Consider the following 25,937-nt stretch of genomic DNA (forward strand, 5'->3'; position numbering starts at 1 on the left):
GTCCAGACAATAGTCTTTTGGGCAAGGTGGCTCTACCATTTACCTCATGTTGTACGCTTCTTCCGCGTCTTCTGCGGAGATTATTTTGGTGTCTGAAGTAAACCAGACCGACACACTTGTGTCCTTCGTATGGATCATGGCAGCCGCACTGGTAGCCCCGCTGATTTCCTATGCCACTGGAAAACGTATCCCCGCCGTCGTGCTTCTTATTGCCTTCGGATGTCTCATCGGCCCCCACGTGCTGGGGCTAGCATCTGAAGCCGGAGGCGTTGGATTAATCAAAGAAATCGGCCTAGGCATGCTCTTCCTTCTTGCCGGCTATGAGATTGATCCGGAAACGCTCCGAGGAAAGGAAGGACGCTCCGGCCTTTCCACGTGGATTATTTGTGCGGTGTTGAGCTTTCTCGGAGCTTTTGCCATCTTGGGCTTTGATAACTCTTCCACAGCAATCGTGCTTGCCATCGCAGTTACCTCCACAGCGATCGGGACGCTGCTACCGATTATGAAGCAACAGAACCTGCTTAACACTCCTGTGGGATCCTCCCTTATGATCCACGGAGCGATCGGAGAGATTGCGCCTATTCTGGCTATGGCTTTATTGCTATCCGCTCGCTCAACCTGGATGACCGCCGCTGTCTTGTTTGCGTTCTTCCTCGTAGCCATAGTGGTAGGGATTCTCCCCAAGACCGTTAAATTATTTCTCCCGTGGATGGGACGGGCAATGGTTGATGGAGCTGGGTCAACCAACCAGACAGTCCTTCGTCTCATCTTGTTAATGCTGGCCATCCTGATGGCTGTTGCAGCAGTTTTTGAATTAGATGTGGTGCTTGGGGCCTTTGCAGCAGGGTTTATCCTGCGACAAATGGTCCCCCAAAAGTATCGAACAGCGTTAGAACAGCGCCTAGATGTTGTTGGCTATAGCCTGCTTATACCCGTATTTTTCATTTGCTCGGGTATGTCCATCAACCCTGCGGCGGTAGCAGAAAAACCCTGGTTCCTCCTGGTTCTTATCCCGCTCATCTACATCACGCGCGGCCTTCCAGTCTTCCTCCGGGAGATGTTCTTTAGTACTGGCTCAGGACTTAAAGACTGGAGAGAAAAATTGCAGCTGAGTTTGTTTGCAGCAACTGCCCTACCAATCATCGTGGCAGTTACGGAAGTCGCCACGGCTTCCCACATTTTGAGTCATGAGAATGCATCGATCATGGTAGCTGCCGGCTCTATTACGGTTCTTCTCTTTCCTCTGCTTGCGAGTCACCTTAAGCCAGCAAAAGCTTATATGGAGTCAGAGCAACAGGGCCCGGATGCCTCACGGCCCTAGCTAGGGCCCACTTCTAGCGGAGAAAAGCTACCTCGATTTATAAAACCCCTCGTCCTTCATCGCCTAAGGTGTTACTGTAGTTAAAACTATTGCCTGTAGCATCAAAATTCACCTCATGAGGTTTAAACACACCCAAAAGCCTCACTTGTATCATGTGTCCGAGTTTTGCTGCCGCCTGCATCTCTCCAATCGACCCCAGCACTTGCGCGCTGTTTTAAAGACAGGAAAGTCATTTAGCATGCCCAATTTTGATACTCCTATTTCCAGACGTAGGTTCCTCAAGGCATCCGCTGCACTCATGAGTGGCGCTGCTGCACTGGCCGTAGCGCCTACCGCCTCTGCTACACCCGGCCCAATCGTGGGTACCGTCATCGATTTTGCTGCCGGAGTTCCCCGTGCACACGACATCAAAGCGGCAGGCCATATTGGAGCTGTTCGATACGTCTCTCAACGTCGTCCCGGTACCGAAGGTTGGATGCTCGGCAAGCCGGTCACGCTTGCAGAGACCAAGGCAAATGCTGATTTAGGACTCGCCACTGCGTCCGTTTATCAATTTGGTAAGGATGCCACTGCGGACTGGAAGCAAGGAGCCGCCGGTGCAGTAGTCCACGCCCCACAAGCTATTGCGCTCCACATCGCTGCAGGCGGCCCTAAAGGACGCCCCATCTATGTGGCTATTGACGATAACCCAACGCGCGCCCAATACGACCATCAGATCCGCCCATATTTGCAGGCTTTTGGTACAGCCCTTAACGCTGCTGGATATAGCCTCGGCATCTATGGCAACTACAACGTCATCGACTGGGCTCTTGCTGATCGCCTTGGTTCTTTCTTCTGGCAGCATGATTGGGGTTCCAATGGCCGGATCCACCCACGCACTACGATCCACCAAAAAGCTGGGTATGCAGGAAAAATCTCTGGGGTTGGAGTAGACATCAACAACGTGTACGCATCGGATTGGGGCCAGTGGGTCCCCGGCGTAGCCCCGGCAGCACCGCCTGTATCTCCAGGAAACCCGGCCCCTGTAGTACCTGGCCTCCCCGATCTTCAGCAGCTCTCATCTCAACTTCCTGCCAATATTCCTACGCCAAGTCAAGCGCAAATTAATGCTGCGCTGGACTTGATCAAAATGTTTAGCCCTCGCTAGGAAAGACATGAAGCGGCGACCTTGTACGAGGTCGCCGCTTAGCTATTTTCCCAAGAATTGGTGTTGAACCAGATCAGTCAAGTCTTTTTGTGTTCCCACCACAGCTGCCGCTACAACAAAATCAGAGCCAAAAGACACCGAGGAATGCAGTTTAGCGTCGTTTGACCAGCCAAGTTTGGTACCTTTCACCCCAGGGAGCGTGTACGTACCAAAATCCTGCACGGTACCGTCGCTCGCTTTGTTTGCAACAGATCTCATGGCGGAAAGAACCTTAGACTCGGGATTCTCCCTTAGCAGTTGCACAATAAAATGAACCACATCATACGTTGAGGTATATGAGTAGCCCCAACGCCCAACAGTTTTTGTGGCCTCTAAGCCGTATTTCCGGGCTGTTGCATCTATGCATTCCGGATAGGCGTCGAAAAGCTCGTCCGCTATGTCATCGTCCGATTTTTGGATCATCCGCACAGCTTTTATTCGTTCTCTGCGCGATCCATGCTCAAAAACATAGTCGGCGATATTACAGCTTGCTCAGGCTCAGCGCCGGACGTGCGGTTCTTTCTGCCGCAGTCCCACGATGCTCGCCTGTACGCACATTCACATATGTCACTTGATCCCGCAGCCAATCAACGCCCGGCGATTGCAATGGCTCCGCCGTATCAAATACCAGCGAAGCACGGGGAATACCTGCTGCTGAGGCCTTTGGCTGGCCTAGAGAGGCAAGAGCCGAATCACCAGAAGGTCCCTCCCCCGATACGAGGGGAAGGGACACGAGAGCCGCCGTGGAAACAACTAAAGGCAGATACTTCCACCGTGGTAGATACGGCGCGCAATACTCTCTCGCACCCGAATCACTATCCATGCGGACAATAATAGTGTCCGACGCTGATCACTCAACGCCGGACACCACCAGATACCCCGAACACCGCGGCAAGCTCTGGTGAGGACTCACCACGGAGGTCTAAAACGGAAATCCGTTAGTTTACGGGGACGCGACTAGGTTCGGGACTAGTGATCCACTGGGGCTTCAACGCCCACGCCGGTGAGAGAGCGAACTTCCATCTCCGCCTGCAAGTCATCAAAGTTATCGGGCTTGCCCACCAAAGTTCCGATATAACCAGCCAGGAAGGCCAGCGGGATCGAGACGATACCCGGGCTGGTGAGCGGGAACCAAGCAAAGTCAACACCCGGGATCATCGACGTAGGCGACCCCGATACTGCTGGGGAGAAGACAATCAGCAACAGCGCTGCACCGAGCCCCGTGTAGATCGAGGCAATGGCACCTGTGGTGTTGAACTTCTTCCAGTACAGCGAGTACAGAATGGTTGGCAAGTTTGCCGAAGCAGCGATAGCAAAGGCAAGAGAGACCAAGAAGGCCACGTTTTGCTGCATTGCCAGGATGCCCAGAGCGATAGCCGCGACACCAATAACGATGACAGTGATGCGAGAAACACGCACTTGCTCTTCCTCGGTGGACTGTCCGTTGCGAAGCACCGCATCATAAATATCGTGGGCCACCGATGCAGAAGCTGTGATAGCCAGGCCAGCTACCACGGCGAGAACCGTAGCAAAGGCAACTGCAGAGATTAAGGCCATGAAGACAGGACCTGCGAGTTCTAGAGCCAGGAGTGGGGCTGCCGCGTTAGCCGTACCCGGCGCGGACATAATGCGGTCAGGACCAACGAGAGCAGCTGCACCGAACCCGAGAACCAGAGTCATCAAGTAGAAAGCGCCGATCAAGACGATTGCCCAGGTGACTGAGCGGCGCGCCTCCGTTGCGGTAGGAACCGTGTAAAAACGCATCAAAACATGCGGAAGGCCAGCGGTTCCCAGGACCAACGCAATACCCAATGAGAGGAAGTCAAGTTTGGAGGTTGCAGTAGCGCCATATTTCAGTCCTGGTTCCAGAATCTGAGAGGCGTCGTAACCTTTCTTGGCCAAGTAATCGGAAGCTGCGTGTGTGGAAACAGCCTGATCGAAGAGATTTGAGAAACCACCCTTTACCATGACAAAAACCAGAACCGTCATGATGGTCACGCCACCGACAAGGAGCACCGCCTTGATCATCTGGACATAGGTGGTGCCTTTCATGCCGCCGATCAAAACATAGACGATCATGATAACGCCCACGACGGCAACCACGATCGACTGCGCTGCCTTGCTGTGCAGATCAAGAAGCACGGAGACCAAGGCACCAGCGCCGGCCATCTGGGCAATCAAATAGAAGAGGGAGACAAATAAGGTGCCAAAGGCCGCAGCCACGCGAACTGGCTTCTGCTTAAGTCGGAAGGAAAGAACATCGGCCATAGTAAACCGGCCAACGTTACGCAGTGGCTCTGCAACCAGGAGCAAAGCGACGAGCCAAGCAACGAAGAACCCAATGGAATAAAGGAACCCGTCATAACCGCTGAGTGCAATAGCCCCGACAATGCCTAAGAAGGAGGCAGCCGAAAGATAGTCGCCCGCGATAGCCAGGCCGTTCTGTTTTCCGGAAAATGTTCCGCCACCGGTGTAGAAATCGGAGGCTTCTTTTGTGGTTTTTCCGGCACGCAGCACAACAGCCATCGTAATCACGATAAAAGCGACGAAGACAACGATATTAAGGACTGGGTTTCCCGCAGACGATTCCGCTGCTACATACGAGGTAGTCATGGTTTAACCCTCCATTTCTTCGCGAATCGCACGTGCACGCGGCTCGATGTTCTTATTTGCGTACTTGATATAAATCCACGTGATCACAAAGGTGGTCACAAACTGCGTTATTCCTAGAACCACTCCTAGGTTTATCGAGCCAACTACTTTCGTCCCCATAAAATCTGGAGCATAGGTAGCTGCAATGACGAATACGAGGTACCAGACGAAGAACGCGATGCTCATCGGGAAGGTGAAGGAACGATACGTTCGCTTCAATTCCTTGAACTGGGGGCTCACTTGCATGGCGCGAAACTCTGCAGCAGTTGGCTGCCGTACGCCATGCGCCTCAGTTGGTGCACTCATCTCGAATGCTCCTTTCCTCTGAAGTGTTCGGGGGTTTCAGACGTTGAGAGTCCAACCCGTGAGAGGCGGGTCACAAACTCAATGGGTAAAAGTTACCCAAGTCACAAGATATTTGGATAGTGAATTTCCTGAACCCGCTCTTTTTTACTGCACAGCAGCTACCCCCTAATGAGACTTACTGCAGTAATGCCTTCACAGTTCCACCCCCAAATTTGAAGCAGTCAGGATTTTGCAAATTTTGTTAATCACACATCCGCAAGTTTTCGCGAGTTTTATCTCTGCTATTTCGCCTTCCCAAAGACATATCTCACCAAGATTCGCCATCATTTTTCCGGCAACAAAAAAGACAGGCTCACTATAGGAGCCCGTCTTTACACAGCATTTCAATGTTTATCCCAGCTTTATCGCCCCTTAAATTGGGGAACTCGTTTCTCCAGTCTCGCCTGTCGTGCTTCCCGCATATCCTGGCTAGACCAACACTGGGAAAATAAGGATTGCGAGCGCTCATCCAGCGAGTAATTAGCTTCCCCCTGGTTAAGCGCCGACTTGAGCTACCGTACAGAAAGAGACGCCAATCCGGCAACTTCATGAGCAAAAGCAACTGCTGCAGCATGGTCGCCCCGGATTGCAACAAAACCACTAGACAGAGCCGCATCCGGGGTCAATGATGCACCGGCAAGCAACAAATTCCTAGCAAAAGCACCGCCACAGAGTTTTTGAGCACGCCCTATAGTCCATCCATCCAGCGCAAACCCCAAAGAAACAGCGGGGACTTTAAACCATGCAGACTCTCCAACAACACGGAGATCACACGCCAAAGCAAGCTGCATCCCAGCACCTACCGCAGCCCCTTGCACATTAGCTATTATCGGCACCTCTGCCTGAATAATCGAATGCAACATAGCAAAGAGCGCATCATGGAAACCGGCGCCATACACCGCCCCATCCGAGGAATGTTCCCCACCTTCTCGCACAGACGACCCCAGATCAGCACCTGCGCAAAAGGCTCGTCCTACTCCGCTAATCATGATCGCACGCACTGATGCATTATCGACGGCCGCAGCAGAAGCTTCAGTCACGGCGTGTGCGATAGCTCGGCACATATCACCCGAAAGAGCGTTCCGGCGATCATCTCTATCCAAAACGATATGACGCACAAAACCATCGGAGGATACCTTGACAGTTTCTATCTCTTTCAAAGCCCGCGAGGCATCATCGTCTCGAGTTTGTTCAAACAATCCCGTCTCTCCTCTTCCCGACTTTTCACCTTCACAGCACGTATCTGGCGAGCACTTAAAAATACCTAGCCTTTTAAACCTGGCCATTCGCGAGGATCAGGAAACAGCCTCCCACCAGTCTCATCCAGTGCAGTCAGCGCCTTGAGTTCCTCCTCGTTGAGCTCAAAATCAAAAATATCAATATTTTCACGCTGCCTATCGGGGTGAGCAGACTTAGGAACAACTGAGCACTCCAGCTGAACGAGCCACCGCAGGATAACCTGAGCGGGAGACTTGCCATGGTTCTTCGCAATCGCGACCACCGTAGGTTCACTCAAAGATTCCCCGCGCCCCAATGGTGACCATGCCTCCGTAAGTACCCCAAGCTTGCGATGAACCTCTCGTTGATCAGGTTGAGAAAATCCCGGATGCAATTCAACCTGGTTCACTGCAGGAGCAATCCCCGTCTCGCGGGTTACCTCTTCAAGCACTTCAGGGTGAAAATTAGCCACAGCCACCGATCGCAGTTGTCCGAGGCCTTGCAGTTTTGCCACGGATTCAAACGTCTCCACATACAGCCCCTTCTGCGGACACGGCCAATGAACCATATAGCAATCGACATAGTCGAGACCAAGTCTCGTGAGGGAATCTTGGAATGCGCGCTGCACCTTATCCGCGCCATGCATGTCATTCCATGCCTTAGTGGTGATAAATAGCTCGTCTCGAGTCACATCACCGGAAGCAATCGCATCATGAATAGCTCGCCCCACCTCCTGCTCATTTTTATAAAGCGCGGCGGTATCTATATGGCGATATCCCAAATCAATTGCGGTACGCACTGCAGTGACGGCACCCTCGCCACGCAACTCCCACGTCCCGAGACCAATAACAGGCATCTCGGTGGCATCATTGAGCGTCACGGTAGGAACGGATTGTGCATCAATCATCATCATTCACCTCTCAGGAGTGGCACAAGCTCAAACGTTAAAGACGTTAATCAGCGGCTCACCAGAGGACCGCCCGTTTAGCGTCGCAATACTGCCTTGAAGCCGATCTTAGGGAAAACCTCGAGTCTTCGCTTAGCATCCATCCAATCTTTAGCGCATCCAGAGCCAATTACCATGACCTAATCGATCGCCCTCTTTCCAATGCTTTTACCTATATTTTTTGACATTCATCTCAGCCTTTAAAAACTTTCTTGACAATAAAACCCCAGTTCAAGACCCTACTTTTTCAACATAGCGCCATTAAAGCAATGGGTAATATATATACAATTCTCAGTTTTCGCTACAATGTATCCAACAGCTATCGCGCACGCGCATACTGTCTTACTAACCACAACCCTGGTTAGGCCTTTAATAGGTAATTTCCACGAAAGGAAAAACATGTCTCGCACATTGGCACTCCGCGCTGCAGTAGCACTGGTCGGAGTTTCAAGCATCGCAGTCCTGAGCGCTTGTTCAAGCTCGACAACAACAAAGGACTCCGCAGACAAAGCCATGACTTCCGCGGCTTCTACAGCATCCAACTCACATGCTTTTGCCACCGCCGAGCTCAAGAATCAATCCGGCGAAGGTGTAGGCATGGTCGAGTTCTCCAAGACCGCCGCGGGCACCAAAATTACAGTAGATGCTAAAGGTCTTACCCCTGGCTTCCATGGCTTCCACGTTCATGACAAGGGGGTCTGCGAAGGTAACTTTAAATCTGCCGGCGGACACCTTCACGGTAAGAACCAGCCACACGGTGATGGCTACCACCCACATGCAGGCGACCTTCCTTCCCTGCTGGCTAACGCAGACGGCACAGCGCATCTTGAGGTAGTTACAGATGCTGTTGATGAGGATCTACTTTTTGGCGCAGATGGCACCTCCCTGATTGTTCATGAAGGCCGCGACAACTACGCCAACATCCCACAGCGCTACGCCCCTAACGGCCCAGATGAGGAGACTCTCAAGACCGGCGATGCCGGCGCACGCTTTGCCTGTGGTGTGATCACCAAGAAGTAAAACTTCTCGCCTCGCGTTCTGCCCCAGCAGCAAGCCCGTGTACAGGACTTCCCCGTTCTCATGTGTGCACGGGCCTTCGCGTACCCAATCCCATTCCGCTGCTGCTTCTATCACCCCCGGTAAATTTTTGCCTGTATTCACGTCTCCTTTCCTTTTTAAAACCGTTATCGTGGTCACATGACGCGCACATCTGCACACCAGTTGATTACTGATGTTTTAGACCACAACTCTTTTTGTTCTTGGGATACTCCCCCACGTTATGGAAAAATTTCCGCAAGTTATCAGCAGGCTCTGGCTAACGCATGTGAAAAATCTGGTGTAGATGAATCAGTTATCACGGGAGAAGGGACCGTCCACGGGCATCGTGTCGCCGTTATTCTCAGCGAATTTTCTTTTCTCGGTGGTTCTATCGGCGCGGCCACCGCGCGCAGAATCATCAATGCCATCAATCGTGCTACTGCTGAGCGTCTCCCTCTTCTGATTTCTCCGTCTTCAGGAGGAACACGGATGCAGGAGGGCACTCCGGCTTTCGCGCTTATGGTGTCCATCACCACTGCGGTCTATCGCCACAAAGATGCGCATCTTCCGTTTTTGGTGTATTTGCGCAACCCCACCACCGGCGGAGTAATGGCTTCGTGGGGATCCGCGGGGCATTTTACTTTTGCCGAACCAGAAGCTCTCTTGGGTTTTCTAGGCCCCCGGGTGGTAGAGCTCACCACAGGAACACCGATCCCCAAAGGGATCCAATCTGGAGAAAACCTTGCGGCTAAGGGCGTTATAGATGGAGTAATCTCTCCCCAGCAGCTGCGAGCAGCGCTTAATAAGATAGTTAACGTACTGCTCATCCCATCCACTAACAGCAGCCATTCTCACCCCCCAATTTCCAAAGAAATCCCCATCCCCAGCGCTTGGGAAGCTATCACAGCTACCCGTAAGAGAGACCGCCCCGGGATTCAGGCATTGCTCTCTGCGATAGGTGATGCAAATTATATTGAGTTATCCGGAAGCGGCGACGGAAGGATCTCGCCGTCCGTTGTCGTCGCGTTAGCCCGAATTGAAGGGCGTACGGTGGTGATTGTTGGGCAAGACAGGCACTCGCAGCCCCCTTTCGCAGACTCTCAGCTGGGAACAGAAGCCTTAAGATTTGCCCGGCGGGGCATTCAACTAGCGCACGATCTCCAATTACCGCTACTTTCAGTCATTGATACTCCTGGAGCCGAGCTTAGTGCTCATGCTGAAGAAACCGGTATGGCCGGTTCAATTGCACGCACGCTGGGAGAAATCGTCTCCGTTGATGTTCCCACGGTCTCCGTTATTTTGGGCCAGGGGTGTGGTGGAGGGGCACTAGCGCTGCTTCCTGCAGATAAAGTTTTGGCTTCTAGCCATGCCTGGCTGAGCCCGCTGCCTCCCGAAGGAGCATCTGCCATTATTTATCGCGATATTGACCATGCTCCTACGATGATGGAAGAGCAGGGGGTCTCCGCCTTCGCATTAGCAGCAACAGGCATCGTCGACGCAATCATCCCCGAGTTGCCAGACGCAGCTGACGAACCTCTTTTGTTCTCTGAACGGGTACTTCGTAGTATCTCCGACGCCTTCACAGAACTACAACTCGCACCCCAGAGGGTAGGAAGAGAACAGCGCCTACGCCACTATGAAAAGCTTGCCGACGCCCTCAGCTAATACCCCATAAACAAAACCGCGCTGTCTCTTAAAACAGCGCGGTTTTGTGTTTTCAGCATCTATGCAGAAGGGATTACCCAACGTTGAGCAGGTCAATCATAAACACCAACGTACGTCCGGACAATGGGTGTCCGCCGCCCGCTGGGCCGTACGCTGCCTCTGGCGGGATGGTGAGCTGACGACGCCCGCCCACTTTCATCCCAGGGATTCCTTCTTGCCAGCCTGCAATCAGACCAGACAACGGAAATTCGATGCTTTGACCACGATCCCACGAGGAATCGAATTCTTGGCCGGTTTCAAAGTCCACACCCACGTAGTGAACCTCGACGAGTCCACCAGGCTGCGCTTCCGGACCATCACCTTCGACGACGTCAAGGATGACAATGTCCTCTGGCGCCGGACCTTCGGGCACCTCAATCTGGGGCTTTTCCATGGATCTCTAACTCCTAGGATCGTTGAATGGGGATGACTCGGGTTTCACGTTTGCCTCGACCATCTGAGGACAGGACGAGACACGCGAAAACCGAGCGCGTTTATTCCACTTTACTGGGAATTCGCGCGCTCGGCCTCAACATGCAGCTCAGCAACCTTTGTTGCTAGCGGGTTATGCGTCGCTTAGCGCTGTTCACGTGGCGTCACTTTGCGCAAAGTCTCGCCGGTGTAGATCTGACGAGGACGGTTGATCTTAGTAGTGGTTGCCAGCTGTTCACGGTACTGAGCGATCCAGCCTGGGAGGCGACCAATGGCAAACAGTACGGTGAAGAAGTCCGTTGGGAAGCCCATAGCCCGGTAAATTAATCCAGTGTAGAAGTCCACGTTGGGGTAAAGCTTACGGGAGACAAAGTAGTCATCAGAAAGCGCAATCTCTTCCAGCTTCATAGCCAGATCCAGCAACTCGTCGCCGCCTAGGTGCTCCAGGATCTCATGTGCAGTTTCTTTAACGATCGCAGCACGCGGATCGTAGTTTTTGTATACGCGATGGCCGAAGCCCATGAGGCGAACGCCTTTTTCTTTATTCTTCACGCGGTTCATAAAGTCGGTCGCATCGCCGCCGTGATTCTGAGCGATATCGTCCAACATTTCCAACACGGCTTGGTTCGCGCCACCATGGAGTGGGCCAGAGAGTGCGTTGATGCCACCTGCGATAGCAACGAACATGTTTGCCTGCGCAGATCCAATCATACGGACTGTCGATGTGGAACAGTTTTGCTCATGATCCGCATGCAGGATAAGAAGTTTATCCAGGGCCTTAGCCACAACTGGATCGACCTCATAGGGTTCTGTGGGATAACCGAACATCATGCGCAGGAAGTTCTCACGCGCATTGAGAGAGTTATCTGGGTATAGGTACGGAGCGCCTTTAGAGGCACGATATGCATACGCCGCGAGCATCGGAACCTTAGCCAGCAAACGAACCGTTGCTTTATCAAGCTGAGCTTCATCCAATGGATCCAGCTGATCTTGATAATAGGTAGAAAGAATATTCACCGACGATGCAAGAACCGACATTGGGTGGGCATTCCGTGGGAAGATATTAAATTGTGCTTTGAAATCCTCATCAAGGAGGGTGTGGTGGCGGATCTCAGAGTTAAAGCTGTGGAGCTCATCTAGGGTAGGAAGATGGCCTTTAATGAGCAAATAAGAAACCTCATTGAAAGTCGCGTTCTCCGCGAGATCCGCAATGTCATAGCCGCGGTGGCGCAAAATACCGTTGTCGCCGTCAATGTACGTAATTTTCGACTCGGTCGAACCGGTGCTGACGTAACCGGGATCGAATGTAACGAGACCGGTCTCAGAGAGCAGTTTGTCTAACACAACGCCGTCGTTACCCTCGGATGCGTGAATGAGATCCATCTCATACTCGCCACCCGGGTAGTGGAGTACAGCTTTGTCTTTGTTGTCAGTAGCCACAGCTTCCCTTTCAATTTGTACTTAAATTAACACGCCTATTCAGGTGTAGAAGGACGCCGCATTAATCGTTCAAGACGAGACGCCGTTGCCCAAAACTATAATCTTTTCGGACTTTTAATATCAGCACGGTGTCTCCTTATACGACGGCTGGAAGGTATTACTACCCCCATTCAACACGTAGTGTCCATCGGGAAAGCATCCAAATAGGTGCGGTTTAACACACCTAGTTAGAGCAATCTAGCGCTAGGTTCCATCACTTCTTTCATGAAATAACTTCACCCATCCCAGCCGATCATCAGCCAACAACTGAATATATAAAGTTGATTTTATTCATTACCTCATTAATAAAGATATTGGCTAGCTTTACAGCTTTTCGGTCGAGCACTTCACAGCTTAGCAAATTTTGTGACTCACCCTACATCGAAGCATTTCACCCCCAACAACAACCCCTAACATGCTGCAAAAATCACTTAATACACCCCCTAATTCAACCCCACCCCACCACACGGCTGCAATGATGCAATTTGCTAATCATTAAACCTAATTATCAACAGAAAAGATCTAGTAATTTATGCACATTATCGGTACTATTCCGACTAGCTGTGACATTCAACTCACATGATTCCGTGAGATGCCAAGGCAGCTTCCAATCTTTAGAAAGCGTGAGCATGAGCGAGTTCCCCGTATTACCTAGTGACCTTATCCCCAGTGACCCCAGATTCGGATGCGGACCATCAAAAGTCCGCACAGAACAACTCCTAGCGATCACCGAAAAAGGTCGCACTGTTATGGGAACTTCACACCGTCAACCAGCGGTTAAGAACGTCGTGGGCAATATTAGGGAGGGACTCGCATCACTGTTCAACCTCCCCGATGGGTATGAAATCATCCTTTCTCTCGGAGGCGCCACTGCTTTTTGGGATTGCGCCGCCTTTGGCCTGATCCAATCCAAATCCGGACATCTAACATACGGTGAATTCTCTGGAAAGTTTGCCACTGCAGCAGCCAAAGCCCCCTGGCTGCAAGACCCCACTATTATTTCCGCAGAACCCGGCGATGCCCCAACCCCCGTTGCCTTAGATGGCTGCGACGTCCTAGCCTGGGCACATAATGAAACTTCCACGGGAGCTATGGTTCCGGTAGTTCGCCCAACTGGCTCTGAAGGGCAGTTAGTAGTTATTGATGCGACCTCAGGGGCAGGAGGACTTCCCGTAGAACTCGACCACGCTGATGTTTATTATTTCTCACCTCAAAAATGCTTTGCATCCGACGGCGGACTCTGGTTCGCGGCTATGAGTCCAGCGGCTTTGGAACGTATCCAAAAGATCAATTCTTCCGACCGATTCATCCCGGACTTTTTAAATCTGCAAACAGCCGTGGATAATTCCCGCAAAAATCAGACTTACAATACACCTGCCGTGTCTACTCTGCTCATGCTAGAGCAGCAGGTTCAATGGATGAATAACCAGGGTGGTTTACCTGCCATGGTGCAGCGCACAACGGCTTCTTCCGATGTCCTTTATCAATGGGCCGAGGCCCGCCTGGAAACAACTCCTTTTGTTGCCGCACCAGAAAAACGCTCTCTGGTCGTAGGAACCGTTGATTTTGATGATTCCATCGATGCCGCACAAGTGGCTCGGATTCTCCGCGCACATGGGATACTGGACGTCGAGCCATACCGTAAGCTTGGACGCAACCAGCTACGGGTCGGTATGTTCCCCGCTATCGAGACTTCCGACGTGCGAATTTTGACATCCGCAATCGACTACATCTTGGATAACTCACTCGCTCTTGCTTCATAGCAGCAGCTCTCCGGGGAGGGCGTCGAAAAGCCTAACCACGCAGCCCCAAACACCCTAGCTTTCCTATGCATCCCCACAAGCATTCGCCCCACATGCCGGCCAAGCGCCGGCCTTTGGGGGCGTTGCTGCGTTAAAGTAGAAGATGGTTATGTCCATCATCACAGCAAAGGAGTACTGATGCAGGAGCTCGTTCTCATACCAAGCGAGTCCACGAAGACATCTCTTGTCTTCCACGCCGCTGAGTCCCCTGAGGATCAGTACTTCCTCGTGGTAGACGACTCCTTGCGCGCGGCTCTGCTAGGAAAAACCTCCGAGGACTCCTCCCCTATGCCTGCGCCCCCGGACAGCGCTGCAGATAATGCTGAAACAGATTCCCAAGTGGATAAGGTAGAGCCTCCTTGCGAATCAGAGGAAGCGCACCCTGCTGATAATGCTGTAGCTTCCATAGCTCCAGGCGCAAACGGGCAACGAGAACTGCGCACCAAGGAAATGGATCCCCGACTCTCCACACCATTAGCCATGCGGCCACGAGAAATCCAGGACCGCATCCGTGGAGGGGCAACCGTGGCCCAACTCGCAGAGGAAAACGGAGTCACAGAGTCTCGTATTGAGCCCTACGCTCATCCAGTCTTATTAGAGCGCGCACGCATCGCGGATATGGCTAAGCAATCGCATCCCGTACGCGATGATGGACCGGCGCGTCTTACATTATGGGAAGTATTGGCCACGGCTTTTGCGGCTCGCGGCCTTGACCTATCCACAACGCAATGGGATGCCTATCGCGATGCATCCGGCCAGTGGATTGCTACGGTGTCCTGGAAATCTGGGGTCAGCGATCTCACCGCTGAATGGTCTTATCATCGCAATAGCATGTCTTCCACCACCGCGATCGCTCGAAACGGGATTGCTGCAGACCTCATCGACCCCGATTTTATCCAACCTGTGCGGACCATCTCCCCCGTGGGAAGGCCACGTGCAGTCGATGTCTTTGAAAACACCCAAGACTTCGAGCCAACCAAGGAAAAACACGCTGAATCAGATATAGAAAAAACGCGTGATGATCTTCCCCCAGTCACAGAAGTACAAGAGCCCCACCGAGAAGTCTCCGCTCAAGACTCCTTAGAGGTTTCTGGAGAAGAATTCCTCCAGCATCCGGACCAACAGCCCAAGGCTCCCTCTAAACGTCGCCGCAAAGCTGTAACTCCGCATTGGGAAGATGTTCTGCTTGGTGTACGCACCAATACAAAACGACCTCGCTCTTAGTCATTCCCACTCCGTTTTATCGCTTTCCCTGTTTATTTCTTTGCGTTAAGGAACGGTTCTTATGAACGCACCCGATTATGGAGATCCCTCAACTCCGCGTCACGACGCCGTAGTGACGTTGTGGTTTGTCACAACCGCAGACCCCGGCGCGGTCATAGCAAAGCAGCCCCGAGCCGACCGGGGGTTTGGCCGAAAGCTGTTAGCCCAACTCAATCCGCGCTGGCCGATTACTCCCATCGGTCAGTTTTCTTTGAATCGTTCGGCTCAGGCTTCCCCACAAGAATTTTATATTGCAGGTTTTGAGGGGCTTTCGATCATCCAAACAGGTGTAGCAGACGCCACTAGGCTATCCGAGCTTAATCCAAAGCTTCATTCTTGCATCCCCGCGGCAGATGTCTACGCCTTTGCTATCAATGAGGAAACTGGGCTAGGTGCTTTTGCACATTGGACTGGCGATACCTTGCGACGGTCCTTTTCCGCCCGCAGAGAACGAGTGTATGAGGACTTAGGGCTTCCAGAGCCCTTTGAAAATCCCTATTGGGCAGGAGAAAAAGCAGAGGACAGTGGAGGAATTACTCTGCCTTTCTGGCCAATTGAATTGGTGCGCGAGGCTCAAAGACAATGGCTCGGTTTTGATGTAGAAGGGGCATCTGACATCAATGTGGCGGCCTTTGCGATTGATGGAAGGCCTGAGCCGAAGCTTGTGGATCATCCTTCTGATCAGAAAAAGAGCATTCAGTCTTTAGTCACTACGGCGTCTTCCAAACTCGGTTTGGGAGAGTCTCGGAGTGACTATGACGACTATGAACAGCATGGCTCCGAGCCAACGGTCGCTGCAGAACTGGCTCGTTACGCAGAGGTATCAAAGGATGTGGCCCAGAACCTCGCCGTTACAGCGGGAAAAAAGATTCGGGTATTTTCTCATAAGCTAGCTGAGAAGCTGCGTCATACCGACCGCCCTTAATTATCTAAGCGACCTGTCACGCTCATAGAAAGCAATCGCTGCAGAGGTAGCAAGGTTAAGCGAGTCGGTTCCAGGTGCCATAGGTATACGAGCTCTCACATCAGTTGCACGCATAGCGTGTTCGGTTAGCCCAGGACCTTCGGCGCCCACCAAGAGCGCCACTTTGTCATACGGCTGCCCGGTAGCGTCGACAAGCGCATCAGCAAGGTGCACGGCCTCAGGGTGCGGCGTAAGGGATACCAGGTGAAAGCCAGCCGCTTTTAGTCCCTCTAGTTCTCGCTGCCACGTGGTTCTTTTTCCGCCGAAATGCGCAAATGGTGTTCGAAGCACGTGCCCCATGGAAACACGTACTACCCGGCGGTAGAGAGGATCTGCGCAACCATTGCCAAACAAGATGGCGTCAACGCCCATTCCTGCAGCATTACGGAACATCGATCCGATATTCTCATGGTCACCTACCCCCTCGAGTATCGCAACGGTACGCGCTGTAGACACTGCTTCTTCAATGGATAGCCCCGCCACGCGGTCAGCCGCCGCAAGCAGTCCCCGGTGCATGTCAAAGCCAGCCACACTCGCCAATGTTTCCCGGTCCAAGGAGTAGACGGGGATGTCCCGCACCAGCTCGGCCATCGCCGGATCGCTAAGAAACGACTCAAGTTTGGCGGGAAAGCCAATAAGACACCGAACAGGAAAACGCGACTGTAAAAGCCTGCCAACCACCAGCGGCCCCTCAGCGATAACCAGGCCTTTGCCGCCAGGAAGATCTGGTCGATTATCGGAATGATTCAGGTCTCGAAAATCATCCAGGCGCGTGTCTTCAGCGTCTGCGATGTGCACGATGTTAAACGCCGGTGGAGTTGGTTGTTCAGTCACACATTACATGTTAAAGCAAGGCTCCCGATCGGGCAGAGATATGCCGCAATCGGGAGCCTCAGAGGGACAAAGCTATCCCCTAACGATTAGCCAAGAGCCGACATGATCGGGTCTATGGAGAAGTACACCACGAACAACGCAGAGACCAACCACATAATCCAGTGGATTTCTTTGGCTTTGCCTGCAAATAGAGTCATCAGTGTGAAGGCAATGAATCCTACACCGATACCATTAGCGATCGAATAGGTAAATGGCATGATGACGATGGTAAGGAAGGCAGGAAGAGCAATGTTGAACTTTGTAAAGTCAATCTCGCTCACCTGTCCGATCATCATCGCGCCAACCACAACAAGAACAGGTGCAGCTGCTTCAATCGGCACTACCTCATACAACGGGGTGAGGAACATTGCCAGTAGGAAGAGAAGGCCGGTTACCACGTTAGCCAAACCAGTACGAGCACCGTCTGCGATGCCAGCAGCAGAGTCAACGTAGACCGTCGCGGAGGACGCCGAGGCACCGCCGCCGATAATTGCGCCTGCGCCCTCAACAACCAGTGCTTTCTTCATATCTGGGAGTACACCATCGTCGTTGACCAGGCGTGCCTGCTTTCCCAGCGCTGTCATAGTACCCATCGCATCAAAGAAGTTAGCCAGCACGAGGGTAAACAGCAGCAAGGTAGCAGCCAGAACGCCAACTCGGGCAAAAGCCCCAAAGATAGAAACGTTACCGATGAGAGACAGGTCTGGTATTCCACCAAATCCCTCTGGGATCATCGGGATTGCTAGGCTCCAGCCCCCGGTGGGATTGTTCACGGAAGAGCCCGCACCAGTCAGGGCCTCTACGATCATGCCGATAATCGTGGTTGCCACGATGCCGATAAAAAGGCCACCACGAATGTTGCGGATTACCATGAAGCCACAAATCAGCAGGCCAATGATAAAGACAAAAGTGGGCCACGAAGCAATCGAACCATTAGTGCCCAACCCAACCGGGACGGTAGTGTGCGCGGCATCTGGAAGGCGGCGTACAAAGCCGGCGTCGACAAGCCCGATAAGCGCGATGAACATTCCGATACCAACGCTCATGGCGGCGATCATTGGCTTGGGAATGGCATCGAACACCGCCTGGCGGAAACCGGAAATCGCCAGGATGACGATGATCACACCATCGAGGACTACTAGCCCCATTGCTTCTGACCAGGTCAGCCCCTCGGTTGCAACCATAGAAACCGCGACAAGGGTGTTAATGCCAAGGCCAGCTGCGATGCCAAAGGGATACTTGGCTATAACGCCAAAGAGAATCGTCATTACGCCGGCCACAAAGGCAGTAGCTGCGGCCACCTGCGGAATACCAAGTACCGTTCCCTCGGAGTCCGGACTCGTCCCTAGGATGAGGGGGTTAAGGATGATGATGTAGGCCATCGCAAAGAACGTGACCACGCCTGCACGAACTTCGGTTCCAATTGTTGAGCCACGCTCACTGATCTTGAAATAGCGATCGAACGCGCCGCGAGACTTCTCCGTCTGTTTCGGCGCTGCTTGATCAGAAATAGGCATAGAAGCCATCTGATTCGCTCCAAATGTGTAAAAGAGGGATACCTCGGAAAAACTTCCGCAAAAAGATATTCCCACTCAGGAGCAATTCGATCAAACCGAAAATAGCCGCCACACAGCGTTTTCATCCCCGCAATGAGTTATTTTTGTCGTTTCTTTCATCCCCAAAGGGATAAAATTTGCGGTAAAGCCGCTGCCCAGGGGTGGGGGTTAAAACCACCATATTTATTGGTTAGCACCAGATGGAAAAATTTCTGGTTTTTCATCATCAAAGGGGCTATTTTCCACTACTCCAAGTGGCTCAGCAGGAGGCGTATCGGTATGAGCGCCGCACCCATAAGTCGTATGCACCACGCGTCCATCCGCTGAATATTCGTTAACACATACGCCAAAATCTTTTCCTACAGGCTCTGCAAGCGGAAAATAAAACGCACATCCGCCACAATTGTGCACGGCTTTTCTTGCATACTCCGACGAGGGGCCAAAGGCGCCGTCCTTCCACCGTTCTGAGGCAGTCTGAATTCCCACCTTTGTCAGCTTCTTCAGCGTCCCAAAATCATAGGCGGCCTGATCCGAATCATCAGTGAGGCGGGGATCATCTGGACGGGGTGGCATGAAGTCATTTGGGCCGAGGTCTCCCGGTTGAACCCGTTGGTGGTACGGAACCCAATCAGGCGCCCGTAAGGCTTCTTGTCCAGGTAAAAGAGCAAGTTCGCTTACAGTCACCCAGCGAGAACCACTCGCGCATGCGAGTACCACGTTCCATTCCCACCCGTTATACCCGGGTAGGTCGGCAACAAAACGATGTGTCGCGGAGGTTTCATTAACGTTTCTTACCCCAATGTGGGCTCCGACTTCGCCCTCCCCCAGTTCTTCTAGAGCATGTCGTGCGATTGAAAGCGCCTTGGCACTCAATAACGGGCCGGACTGGCTATTTTTAGTATTACGTCTGTTCGGCACTCCTCTATTATCCAGTATCTACCCACAATCAACACATTGAGGGCACAATAACTGCCATGCGATTGCACCGTTTCGCCCGCGCGATGAGTTCCTTTAGCCCCCTGCTGGCTCAGATACGACGACCACATACTCTGCATAAAAACAGAATCAGTATCAAGGTTTTTTCGGTTGGTTTTCTATCCATCACATTCGGTATTACGGCGTGTGCTTCTCCCCCTAAGCCTTCTCAACAATCCGAAGAACTATTAGAGCGCCCAGTGGAGCTGCAAGCCGAAATAATCTCGCGCCATGATTTCGACGCACAATCTTTTACCCAAGGACTCGAAGTAGACGGCGAGGGGTTAGTCGTGGGAACAGGAGGATACGGAACTAGTTCGATCTACCGGACTTCTGTGGACAATATCCAGGCAACACGCACACAACTTCCCGAGTCTTTTTTCGGTGAAGGCATTACGGTAACTAAAGGAAGTTCACGGAAAATATGGCAGCTTACATGGAAAAATAATGTTGCAATCCAACGAGACCCGGACTCCTTAGAAGAAATCACACGGGTAACGTATCAGGGCGAAGGTTGGGGGTTATGCGCGTTTTCAGATCGCTTAATCATGTCTGACGGCACAAGTGATCTACGCGTTCTCAACCCCGTGACTTTTCAAGAGATAAAACGAATCCCCGTTCGTATGATCAACGCCCAGGGACGACCTATGCCAGTAGAAGGAATCAACGAGCTGGAATGTGTTCCTTCCGGCCCAGGAGCACAAACCGATACCGTTTATGCAAATAGGTTCTTGTCCACAGACATTTTAGGCATCGATGCAGCCAGCGGGAGCGTCAAAAAGCTTATCGACGCCTCCCGTATTCCTAACAACGCCCAACCGGATATTGACAACGTACTCAACGGCATCGCCCATATACCGGGTACAGACAATTTTTATATCACTGGCAAACGCTGGCCTGATCTCTATCGTGTCCGGTTTGTCCACCACGTGTCCCCGTAATTCTCCAGGAGAGGTAATATTGCTCACCATGGCTAGTCGCAAAACTCGACGCAGAAACCTCATCCAGATTGCTGCCCTTATCGCGGCCGTAGCAGTAGTGGTGGCAGGGTCGATAGCATTCCAAACTTGGTGGAATAAACGTCCGGAAAAAGAACCACGTGATATCGCGATCGAGTTTTCCTCCCCCACAGCTAGCCAAGAGGTTTTCCCTTTTAGCATCTGCGAACCAGGCGTCGAATGCCCGGAAAACTCAGTTCCAGTTATAACTATGAGCGCGGATCAGGAACTTACCGTTAAAGTTCCACCACAAGTTTCCGACCACGACTGGTCTTTATTGAAAATTTACGATGATCCCGCCGCAAACGATCAGTCCTTTTACGCCGCACACGACGCGAACGAGATAAAAGTTTCGGGTTCGGCATCCTTGAAAAAGGACGCTCAGTCTCTTGCAAAACTTGTTGTCGTGGAGGTCTCTTCAGTACTGATCGGCCATGACGATAAGGGCGACGAGACCCCTTACACCGTTACCTGGTCTGTACACGTCACGGTCACTTAAAAACTTCTAAATGCACAAAACCGACTATAAAGGCATCCGTTTCTTTATAGTCGGTTTTGCTTGTGTGCCTAGGAATCGAGTTCCTTTGCCACCGCACGCAGGATTCCAGCAATCTGTCGGCCATCTTTACGCTCTGGGAATCGCCCGCTTCTCAGGCTGGGCTGCACCTTAAGTTCCAAAATGGTCACAAGGTCCGACACCATGCCGTGAAGTTCTTCAGGACTGTGTTTGTGTCGATGCTGTGGCCTACGGGTCTTGGGAGTCTCAAGAATTTTTATACGCAATGCCTGGGGTTTCTTCCCCACAGCCGCAAAATCAAACTCAATCCGCTGACCTTTTTCAAGCTTATCGACGCCCGCCGGCAACACATTCTTACCTACGTAGCAGTCTTCGTCTCCAGGATTAGAAACGAATCCGTAGCCCTTTTCGGGGTCGTACCACCGAACTCTGCCAATCGGCACGACAAGACTCCTTCCATATTTTATCTACATGATCCTCATGGTTATCTTGCGATATTCGCACACAAAACCGCAGCAAATCACGCAATTAAACACTCAGAGTCAAGTATGACAGGTACCTAGTTTCACTGACTCCCTTATCAGGCGTTATGCACTGATCCGAGATTTATCGCACGTTTTCCGCTGGATTTAACAATAAAAGAAACCACCGCAACTGATTGTTATTCCTCAGATGATGCGGCGGCCTATGCACTGTTTTTCCTAGGGAAAATCCGAGACAGTAAACTTCAAAGTATAGCTCATTTTAGAGTCCACTCAATACCGTGTCACATCTACCTCACGCGGCCACAATAAAAACAACGATAAGGTGCAGATTTCCGCAAAACGCCTCATTTTTCACCCACTGTGAGAAAAAATTTCTTCCTCGCAACAACATGCAATGACCAGGCTTTTTTCAAAAACTCACCCGGATTTTCGCCACCAAAAAGAAAGAAAAACGTGACACAACCGTTATCAACCAGTACCGTGGTCAATCGAGCACCGCGTAGGCCACCGTCCGATATCTTCGCCAGCCCCTGTCTGGATATCGAGCCGGTCTACGCACAAGGTGCAGAGGAATTGCCCGTTCGCGGTTGAGCTCTTGAGCCCAACCAACTACAAACAACTCACTCAGCAGACAGGGGCTCGTGGTTAACTGCCACGCTCGATGCATATAAATCGAGCGTGTGGTTCCTTCCGCCAAACATGGTTGTCCAAAAACGGACTACGCCACACGTTTTGCGCTTATCACGATTACTCGGCGGCACAACGAGAGGAAACTTTCTTTAATGGCACGTCACGCTCGTAAGTCCGCTTCTGCACTGGCAAAGATTGCAGCTTCCACTGTCGCAGTCGGCTCAGCAGCCACCTTGTTCGCCCCCGCAGCATCCGCTGCGCCAGATTCCGACTGGGATCGTCTTGCAGGCTGCGAATCCGGTGGTAACTGGGCAATCAACACAGGCAACGGCTACTACGGTGGCATCCAGTTCTCTGCAAGCACGTGGAAAGGCTTCGGCGGTGGACAGTACGCACCAACCGCAGATAAAGCTACCCGCGAGCAGCAGATCGCCGTCGCAGAAAAGGTTCTTGCTTCTCAGGGCTGGGGCGCATGGCCCTCTTGTTCTGCAAAGCTAGGACTTAACTCAGCACCAACGCCGCGTGACTCTGTCGCATCTGCGCCAGCGCCGCTGCAGCAGATCGTTGACGACGCTCAGAATTACGCAGCTGCTTCCGGCCAAAACGCCGATAAGCTTGCCGTTGATGCTGTATACAAGGCCGTCAAGGATCGACTCGCTGGTTACGGCATCGGAGTTCATCCTGAAATCGACGCCTTCTACCAAGCAAACAATAACAACTTTGATGCTTTCTACCAGGCAAATCGCCAGGTAATTGATACCGCCATGGGTATGTAAAATACATCTCAAAGATAGGTCCCGCTACCGCTGAGTTATTCAGCAGCAGCGGGACCTATCTTTTGCAGGAACAGACACAATACCGGTCCCCCCTGGTCTGAAAACAAGCCTTGGAGACAAATACGGCGCCTTCTCTTGTTACACAAGGAAGACGCCGTACGTAGTGGAGCTACAGACTATTTATTCACCCGGGTATAAGGATGGACATAACCGGTCTCTTCTGCAGGAACAGGTAGTTCAATGTCGCCCCACGGGCTATTAGCACCGGCGACTTTAGCCACAAGCTCGGTCACAGCGTGCCCGCCGCCCGGGACGTGCGCAGGCCAGCCCGGATCAACGTATCCTTTTTTCTCCATGTTTGCCATGTGCCCTATTGTTTCAAACTTTAAGGGTAAAAGTCATCTGAAAGAGCAACTAAACTGGAATACCATCATGTGCTCTTCTCCTGCCCCTTATAAGTGGCCCATCAATTTCCGGGAGTGGCTAAGTTCACTCAACGAAGAAAACCTCACGGTCATCCTGAAAAATAGGCCCGATGTCACCCATCCAATTCCTCCCGGAATATCCTCATTAGCTGCCCGTTTACAGTTGAGAGCTTCATTGGCACGTGCGTTGATGTCCCTCAATGCATTTGAGCTTTTGACGCTTGAGGCAGCCAGCTTCCTTGGCGCAGAACTCGAACCTGTGATTGCCCCCAATCTGGTGGATGCACTACGTCAATATCTTGGCGCGCAGACCCCAGACAATCTTGATCTGCTCGTCGAAGAAGCTGTTTCTGAGCTTTTATCGCGCGCACTCCTGTACGGTTCCACCGTATCTTTTAAAGTTGTTCCTGAGGCAATAAATGCCCTCCCCACTGGATGGCAGTTATTTGGGGTAAGAGCGCAAGAAGAAACTGATTTCCAGCACGCCTTGGCTTCAGTCGATGAACGTGACAGGAAGGTCCTCAACACTCTTGACCAATCCGGCGGTACGGGAATAACAAAGGATGCTGCCCCTGATGCTGATCCTCAACGACCAATACCTAGGATGATCGCACAGGGGCTCCTTATACGAATTGACGATACAACCGTCCGACTCCCTATGCCCGTGAGGTATCTCCTCAGAGGCCAACAGCCACCGCTCATTCCTGTGCTGCCGAACCCCCGCGTGGAGTTCTCTGCGTCCAGCAAAAATGATGAGAACAGCGCTGGGAATGGTCTAGAGATAGTACGTCTCATGAGGATACTTCTGCGTGGCCTCGGGCATGATCCCATGCCGCTTTTAAAAGATGGAGTTCTGGGAGTGCGCAGTGTCACTGCACTCACCCGGATTCTGGATTCCAACGAGCTCACGGCTCTCCGGGTCTTGTCGCTGGCGTTGTCCTGCAACTTGGTCGCCCGCGGAGTGCCGGACCCGCTTCCTAGCGACGACACAGGAGGCGACTATCTTTGCCCCACCCACCACGCCGATACCTGGCTCGTTTCTCCGCTATCTCACCAATGGTCGCAGTTAATATACGGTTGGTATTTTCATGGGACCTTGCGCCCCTGGGTAGTCAATACCCTGGACGATAGGGGAAAGCCTCAACGCTTTCTTTCTCCAGCCACGTGGAATGAAAAGCTACCGACGCTGCGCAAATTAACGCTGAGTACTGCAGCACAGCATTGTACGTCTTCAGGCATTTCTGATCATTCACTCCGCGCGAATATTGGCTTTGCCGCCCCACTGCGGGTGTCTAGGGTCTCTCCTGAACATATTGACCAGCTTATTGCAGAAGCCCGTTGGCTCGGCGTACTCACTGCGAATAATGGCACTACTTCTGTGTTGGATGCCTTGGTCAAAGAAACTGAAGCTACTGCGCTTTCGCGCCTTGATCAGATAACACAATCATTAACTCCGGCAGAAGTCACGCAGCTGATCCCACAGGCCGATATGACGATCCTCGCACCAGGTCCCTTGCCTCAGCTCCTTATGCAGGAGATGACCCTCGTGGGAGAGGCTGAGTCGATGGGTTTAGCTAGCGTCTATCGCATCACGGAATCAAGCATACGGCGTGCATTAGATGCAGGGCGTACGCCTGAAGAGCTCACGGGTTTTCTCAAAGCCCATGTCCTTGGTGAGCTTCCGCAGTCTATTGCATACCTCATCGCTGACGTTGCGCGTCGTCACGGCTCCTTAAGAGGCGGGCCCGCTATGAGTTATTTACGATGCTCCGATGAGGCTTTGTTACTAGAGGCAAGTAGAACGCCCGCTGCAGAAATAATTGGGCTTAGACTCATCGCGCCCACTGTCGCTGTGTCACAGGCCCCTCTGGTTCGAGTACTCCAAGCGCTGCGTGAGGAGGGCTTCCATCCCGTTGCTGAAGATGCCAACGGCATCAGCATCGATATTCGCCCCGCCCCCTCTCGTGTGTCCGCGACTCTTCCTCAACAGCATCCAGATAAAGACAATGAATCACACATTGCCGCTGCCATAGCTTCTATTCTTCGGCATGATGCTGCCAAGGAAGCCGCGGCGACGGGCACAAAGGCTACTGTCCATGATTCAGGAGTCCTAAGCGCATTACAATCGGCGATCCGCGCTAAACGCACAGTCACACTGGGTTTTGTAGACAAGCATGGCCAAGCGGCGCAAAGAGTGGTCACCCCTATCACTGTTTCTAGTGGCCAGCTTTCTGCCGTAGATCCTATCGATGGTGCGATGCATCGCTTTACTATCCATAGGATCACTGAGGTAGTGATCAATCAGCCTGAGTAGTAACTCAAACTATCGCCCCAAAGCGTAGTTCCTGCATA

At 52.2% G+C, this 25,937-nt stretch carries 22 protein-coding genes and 1 pseudogene; 11 read left to right on the plus strand and 12 right to left on the minus strand.

Annotated features, from left to right (window positions below):
* Positions 1–46: 46 nt before the first annotated feature.
* Together CpATCC19410_RS10140 and CpATCC19410_RS10145 are read left to right on the plus strand one after the other, a co-directional pair.
* Positions 47–1,321: a cation:proton antiporter gene (locus CpATCC19410_RS10140; protein ID WP_014300556.1), complete on the plus strand. Its 1,275-nt coding sequence runs from the start codon at positions 47–49 to the stop codon at positions 1,319–1,321.
* Positions 1,322–1,559: 238 nt separating this feature from the next.
* The gene (locus tag CpATCC19410_RS10145; protein WP_013241474.1) at positions 1,560–2,468 is read left to right on the plus strand and encodes a DUF1906 domain-containing protein; all 909 of its coding nucleotides are present in this window, start codon (positions 1,560–1,562) and stop codon (positions 2,466–2,468) included.
* Between the two features lie 42 nt (positions 2,469–2,510).
* On the opposite strand, the pseudogene CpATCC19410_RS10150 reads toward CpATCC19410_RS10145, so the two are convergent.
* The 5 genes and pseudogenes from CpATCC19410_RS10150 to CpATCC19410_RS10170 form a co-directional block, all read right to left on the minus strand.
* Positions 2,511–3,330: pseudogene (locus tag CpATCC19410_RS10150) on the minus strand (hypothetical protein).
* Positions 3,331–3,476: 146 nt separating this feature from the next.
* On the minus strand, positions 3,477–5,120 hold the full coding sequence (locus CpATCC19410_RS10155; RefSeq protein ID WP_013241471.1) for a monocarboxylic acid transporter: 1,644 nt from the start codon (positions 5,118–5,120) through the stop codon (positions 3,477–3,479).
* Between the two features lie 3 nt (positions 5,121–5,123).
* Positions 5,124–5,465, minus strand: a complete 342-nt coding sequence (locus CpATCC19410_RS10160; protein ID WP_014366690.1) for a DUF485 domain-containing protein — start codon at positions 5,463–5,465, stop codon at positions 5,124–5,126.
* A 551-nt stretch (positions 5,466–6,016) separates the two neighbouring features.
* Positions 6,017–6,703, minus strand: a complete 687-nt coding sequence (locus CpATCC19410_RS10165; RefSeq protein ID WP_014522370.1) for an enoyl-CoA hydratase-related protein — start codon at positions 6,701–6,703, stop codon at positions 6,017–6,019.
* Positions 6,704–6,768: 65 nt separating this feature from the next.
* Positions 6,769–7,629, minus strand: a complete 861-nt coding sequence (locus CpATCC19410_RS10170) for an aldo/keto reductase (protein WP_013241468.1) — start codon at positions 7,627–7,629, stop codon at positions 6,769–6,771.
* Positions 7,630–8,067: 438 nt separating this feature from the next.
* On the opposite strand from CpATCC19410_RS10170, the gene CpATCC19410_RS10175 reads away from it, so the two are divergent.
* Both CpATCC19410_RS10175 and CpATCC19410_RS10180 read left to right on the plus strand, forming a co-directional pair.
* Entirely contained in the window at positions 8,068–8,688 is a 621-nt protein-coding gene (locus CpATCC19410_RS10175) for a superoxide dismutase family protein (protein WP_013241467.1), read from the plus strand.
* A gap of 177 nt (positions 8,689–8,865) precedes the next feature.
* Positions 8,866–10,371, plus strand: a complete 1,506-nt coding sequence (locus CpATCC19410_RS10180) for a carboxyl transferase domain-containing protein (protein ID WP_013241466.1) — start codon at positions 8,866–8,868, stop codon at positions 10,369–10,371.
* A 73-nt stretch (positions 10,372–10,444) separates the two neighbouring features.
* Here the strand turns inward: CpATCC19410_RS10180 and fkpA are convergent, their stop codons facing one another.
* Positions 10,445–10,804, minus strand: a complete 360-nt coding sequence (fkpA, locus tag CpATCC19410_RS10185; protein ID WP_013241465.1) for an FKBP-type peptidyl-prolyl cis-trans isomerase FkpA — start codon at positions 10,802–10,804, stop codon at positions 10,445–10,447.
* 182 nt (positions 10,805–10,986) lie between these two features.
* Entirely contained in the window at positions 10,987–12,282 is a 1,296-nt protein-coding gene (locus CpATCC19410_RS10190; RefSeq protein WP_013241464.1) for a citrate synthase, read from the minus strand.
* 668 nt (positions 12,283–12,950) lie between these two features.
* On the opposite strand from CpATCC19410_RS10190, the gene serC reads away from it, so the two are divergent.
* The 3 genes from serC (at position 12,951) to CpATCC19410_RS10205 (ending at position 16,311) form a co-directional block, all read left to right on the plus strand.
* Positions 12,951–14,084: a phosphoserine transaminase gene (gene serC, locus CpATCC19410_RS10195; RefSeq protein ID WP_013241462.1), complete on the plus strand. Its 1,134-nt coding sequence runs from the start codon at positions 12,951–12,953 to the stop codon at positions 14,082–14,084.
* Between the two features lie 177 nt (positions 14,085–14,261).
* Positions 14,262–15,347, plus strand: a complete 1,086-nt coding sequence (sepH, locus tag CpATCC19410_RS10200; protein WP_013241461.1) for a septation protein SepH — start codon at positions 14,262–14,264, stop codon at positions 15,345–15,347.
* Between the two features lie 61 nt (positions 15,348–15,408).
* Positions 15,409–16,311, plus strand: a complete 903-nt coding sequence (locus CpATCC19410_RS10205; RefSeq protein WP_013241460.1) for a DUF6928 family protein — start codon at positions 15,409–15,411, stop codon at positions 16,309–16,311.
* Here CpATCC19410_RS10205 and CpATCC19410_RS10210 read toward each other — a convergent pair whose 3' ends face one another.
* The 3 genes from CpATCC19410_RS10210 to CpATCC19410_RS10220 form a co-directional block, all read right to left on the minus strand.
* A complete protein-coding gene (locus CpATCC19410_RS10210) occupies positions 16,312–17,184 on the minus strand; it encodes a TrmH family RNA methyltransferase (protein ID WP_013241459.1) in 873 nt (290 codons plus the stop codon).
* An 86-nt stretch (positions 17,185–17,270) separates the two neighbouring features.
* A complete protein-coding gene (locus CpATCC19410_RS10215; protein WP_013241458.1) occupies positions 17,271–18,749 on the minus strand; it encodes an NCS2 family permease in 1,479 nt (492 codons plus the stop codon).
* Between the two features lie 213 nt (positions 18,750–18,962).
* On the minus strand, positions 18,963–19,697 hold the full coding sequence (locus CpATCC19410_RS10220; RefSeq protein WP_013241456.1) for a DUF3027 domain-containing protein: 735 nt from the start codon (positions 19,695–19,697) through the stop codon (positions 18,963–18,965).
* 56 nt (positions 19,698–19,753) lie between these two features.
* On the opposite strand from CpATCC19410_RS10220, the gene CpATCC19410_RS10225 reads away from it, so the two are divergent.
* Positions 19,754–20,695, plus strand: a complete 942-nt coding sequence (locus tag CpATCC19410_RS10225) for a glutaminyl-peptide cyclotransferase (protein ID WP_013241455.1) — start codon at positions 19,754–19,756, stop codon at positions 20,693–20,695.
* A gap of 28 nt (positions 20,696–20,723) precedes the next feature.
* A complete protein-coding gene (locus tag CpATCC19410_RS10230) occupies positions 20,724–21,251 on the plus strand; it encodes a DUF2771 domain-containing protein (RefSeq protein WP_013241454.1) in 528 nt (175 codons plus the stop codon).
* 68 nt (positions 21,252–21,319) lie between these two features.
* On the opposite strand, the gene CpATCC19410_RS10235 is transcribed toward CpATCC19410_RS10230, so the two are convergent.
* Positions 21,320–21,712 carry a cold-shock protein gene (locus CpATCC19410_RS10235; RefSeq protein WP_013241453.1) on the minus strand — a complete coding sequence of 131 codons (393 nt, stop codon included), beginning with the start codon at positions 21,710–21,712 and terminating at the stop codon, positions 21,320–21,322.
* An 824-nt stretch (positions 21,713–22,536) separates the two neighbouring features.
* Here CpATCC19410_RS10235 and CpATCC19410_RS10240 point away from each other — a divergent pair.
* Positions 22,537–23,160, plus strand: coding sequence for a resuscitation-promoting factor Rpf1 domain-containing protein (locus tag CpATCC19410_RS10240; protein ID WP_013241451.1), 624 nt, complete (start codon positions 22,537–22,539; stop codon positions 23,158–23,160).
* Between the two features lie 176 nt (positions 23,161–23,336).
* Here the strand turns inward: CpATCC19410_RS10240 and CpATCC19410_RS10865 are convergent, their stop codons facing one another.
* On the minus strand, positions 23,337–23,525 hold the full coding sequence (locus CpATCC19410_RS10865; protein WP_014836117.1) for a hypothetical protein: 189 nt from the start codon (positions 23,523–23,525) through the stop codon (positions 23,337–23,339).
* 67 nt (positions 23,526–23,592) lie between these two features.
* Between CpATCC19410_RS10865 and CpATCC19410_RS10245 the strand changes: the two genes are divergently transcribed.
* Complete coding sequence (locus tag CpATCC19410_RS10245; RefSeq protein WP_014522802.1) at positions 23,593–25,899, plus strand: helicase-associated domain-containing protein; 2,307 nt, start codon at positions 23,593–23,595, stop codon at positions 25,897–25,899.
* Positions 25,900–25,937 lie beyond the last annotated feature (38 nt).

This window comes from Corynebacterium pseudotuberculosis (assembly GCF_002155265.1).
Classification (GTDB): Bacteria; Actinomycetota; Actinomycetes; order Mycobacteriales; family Mycobacteriaceae; genus Corynebacterium; species Corynebacterium pseudotuberculosis.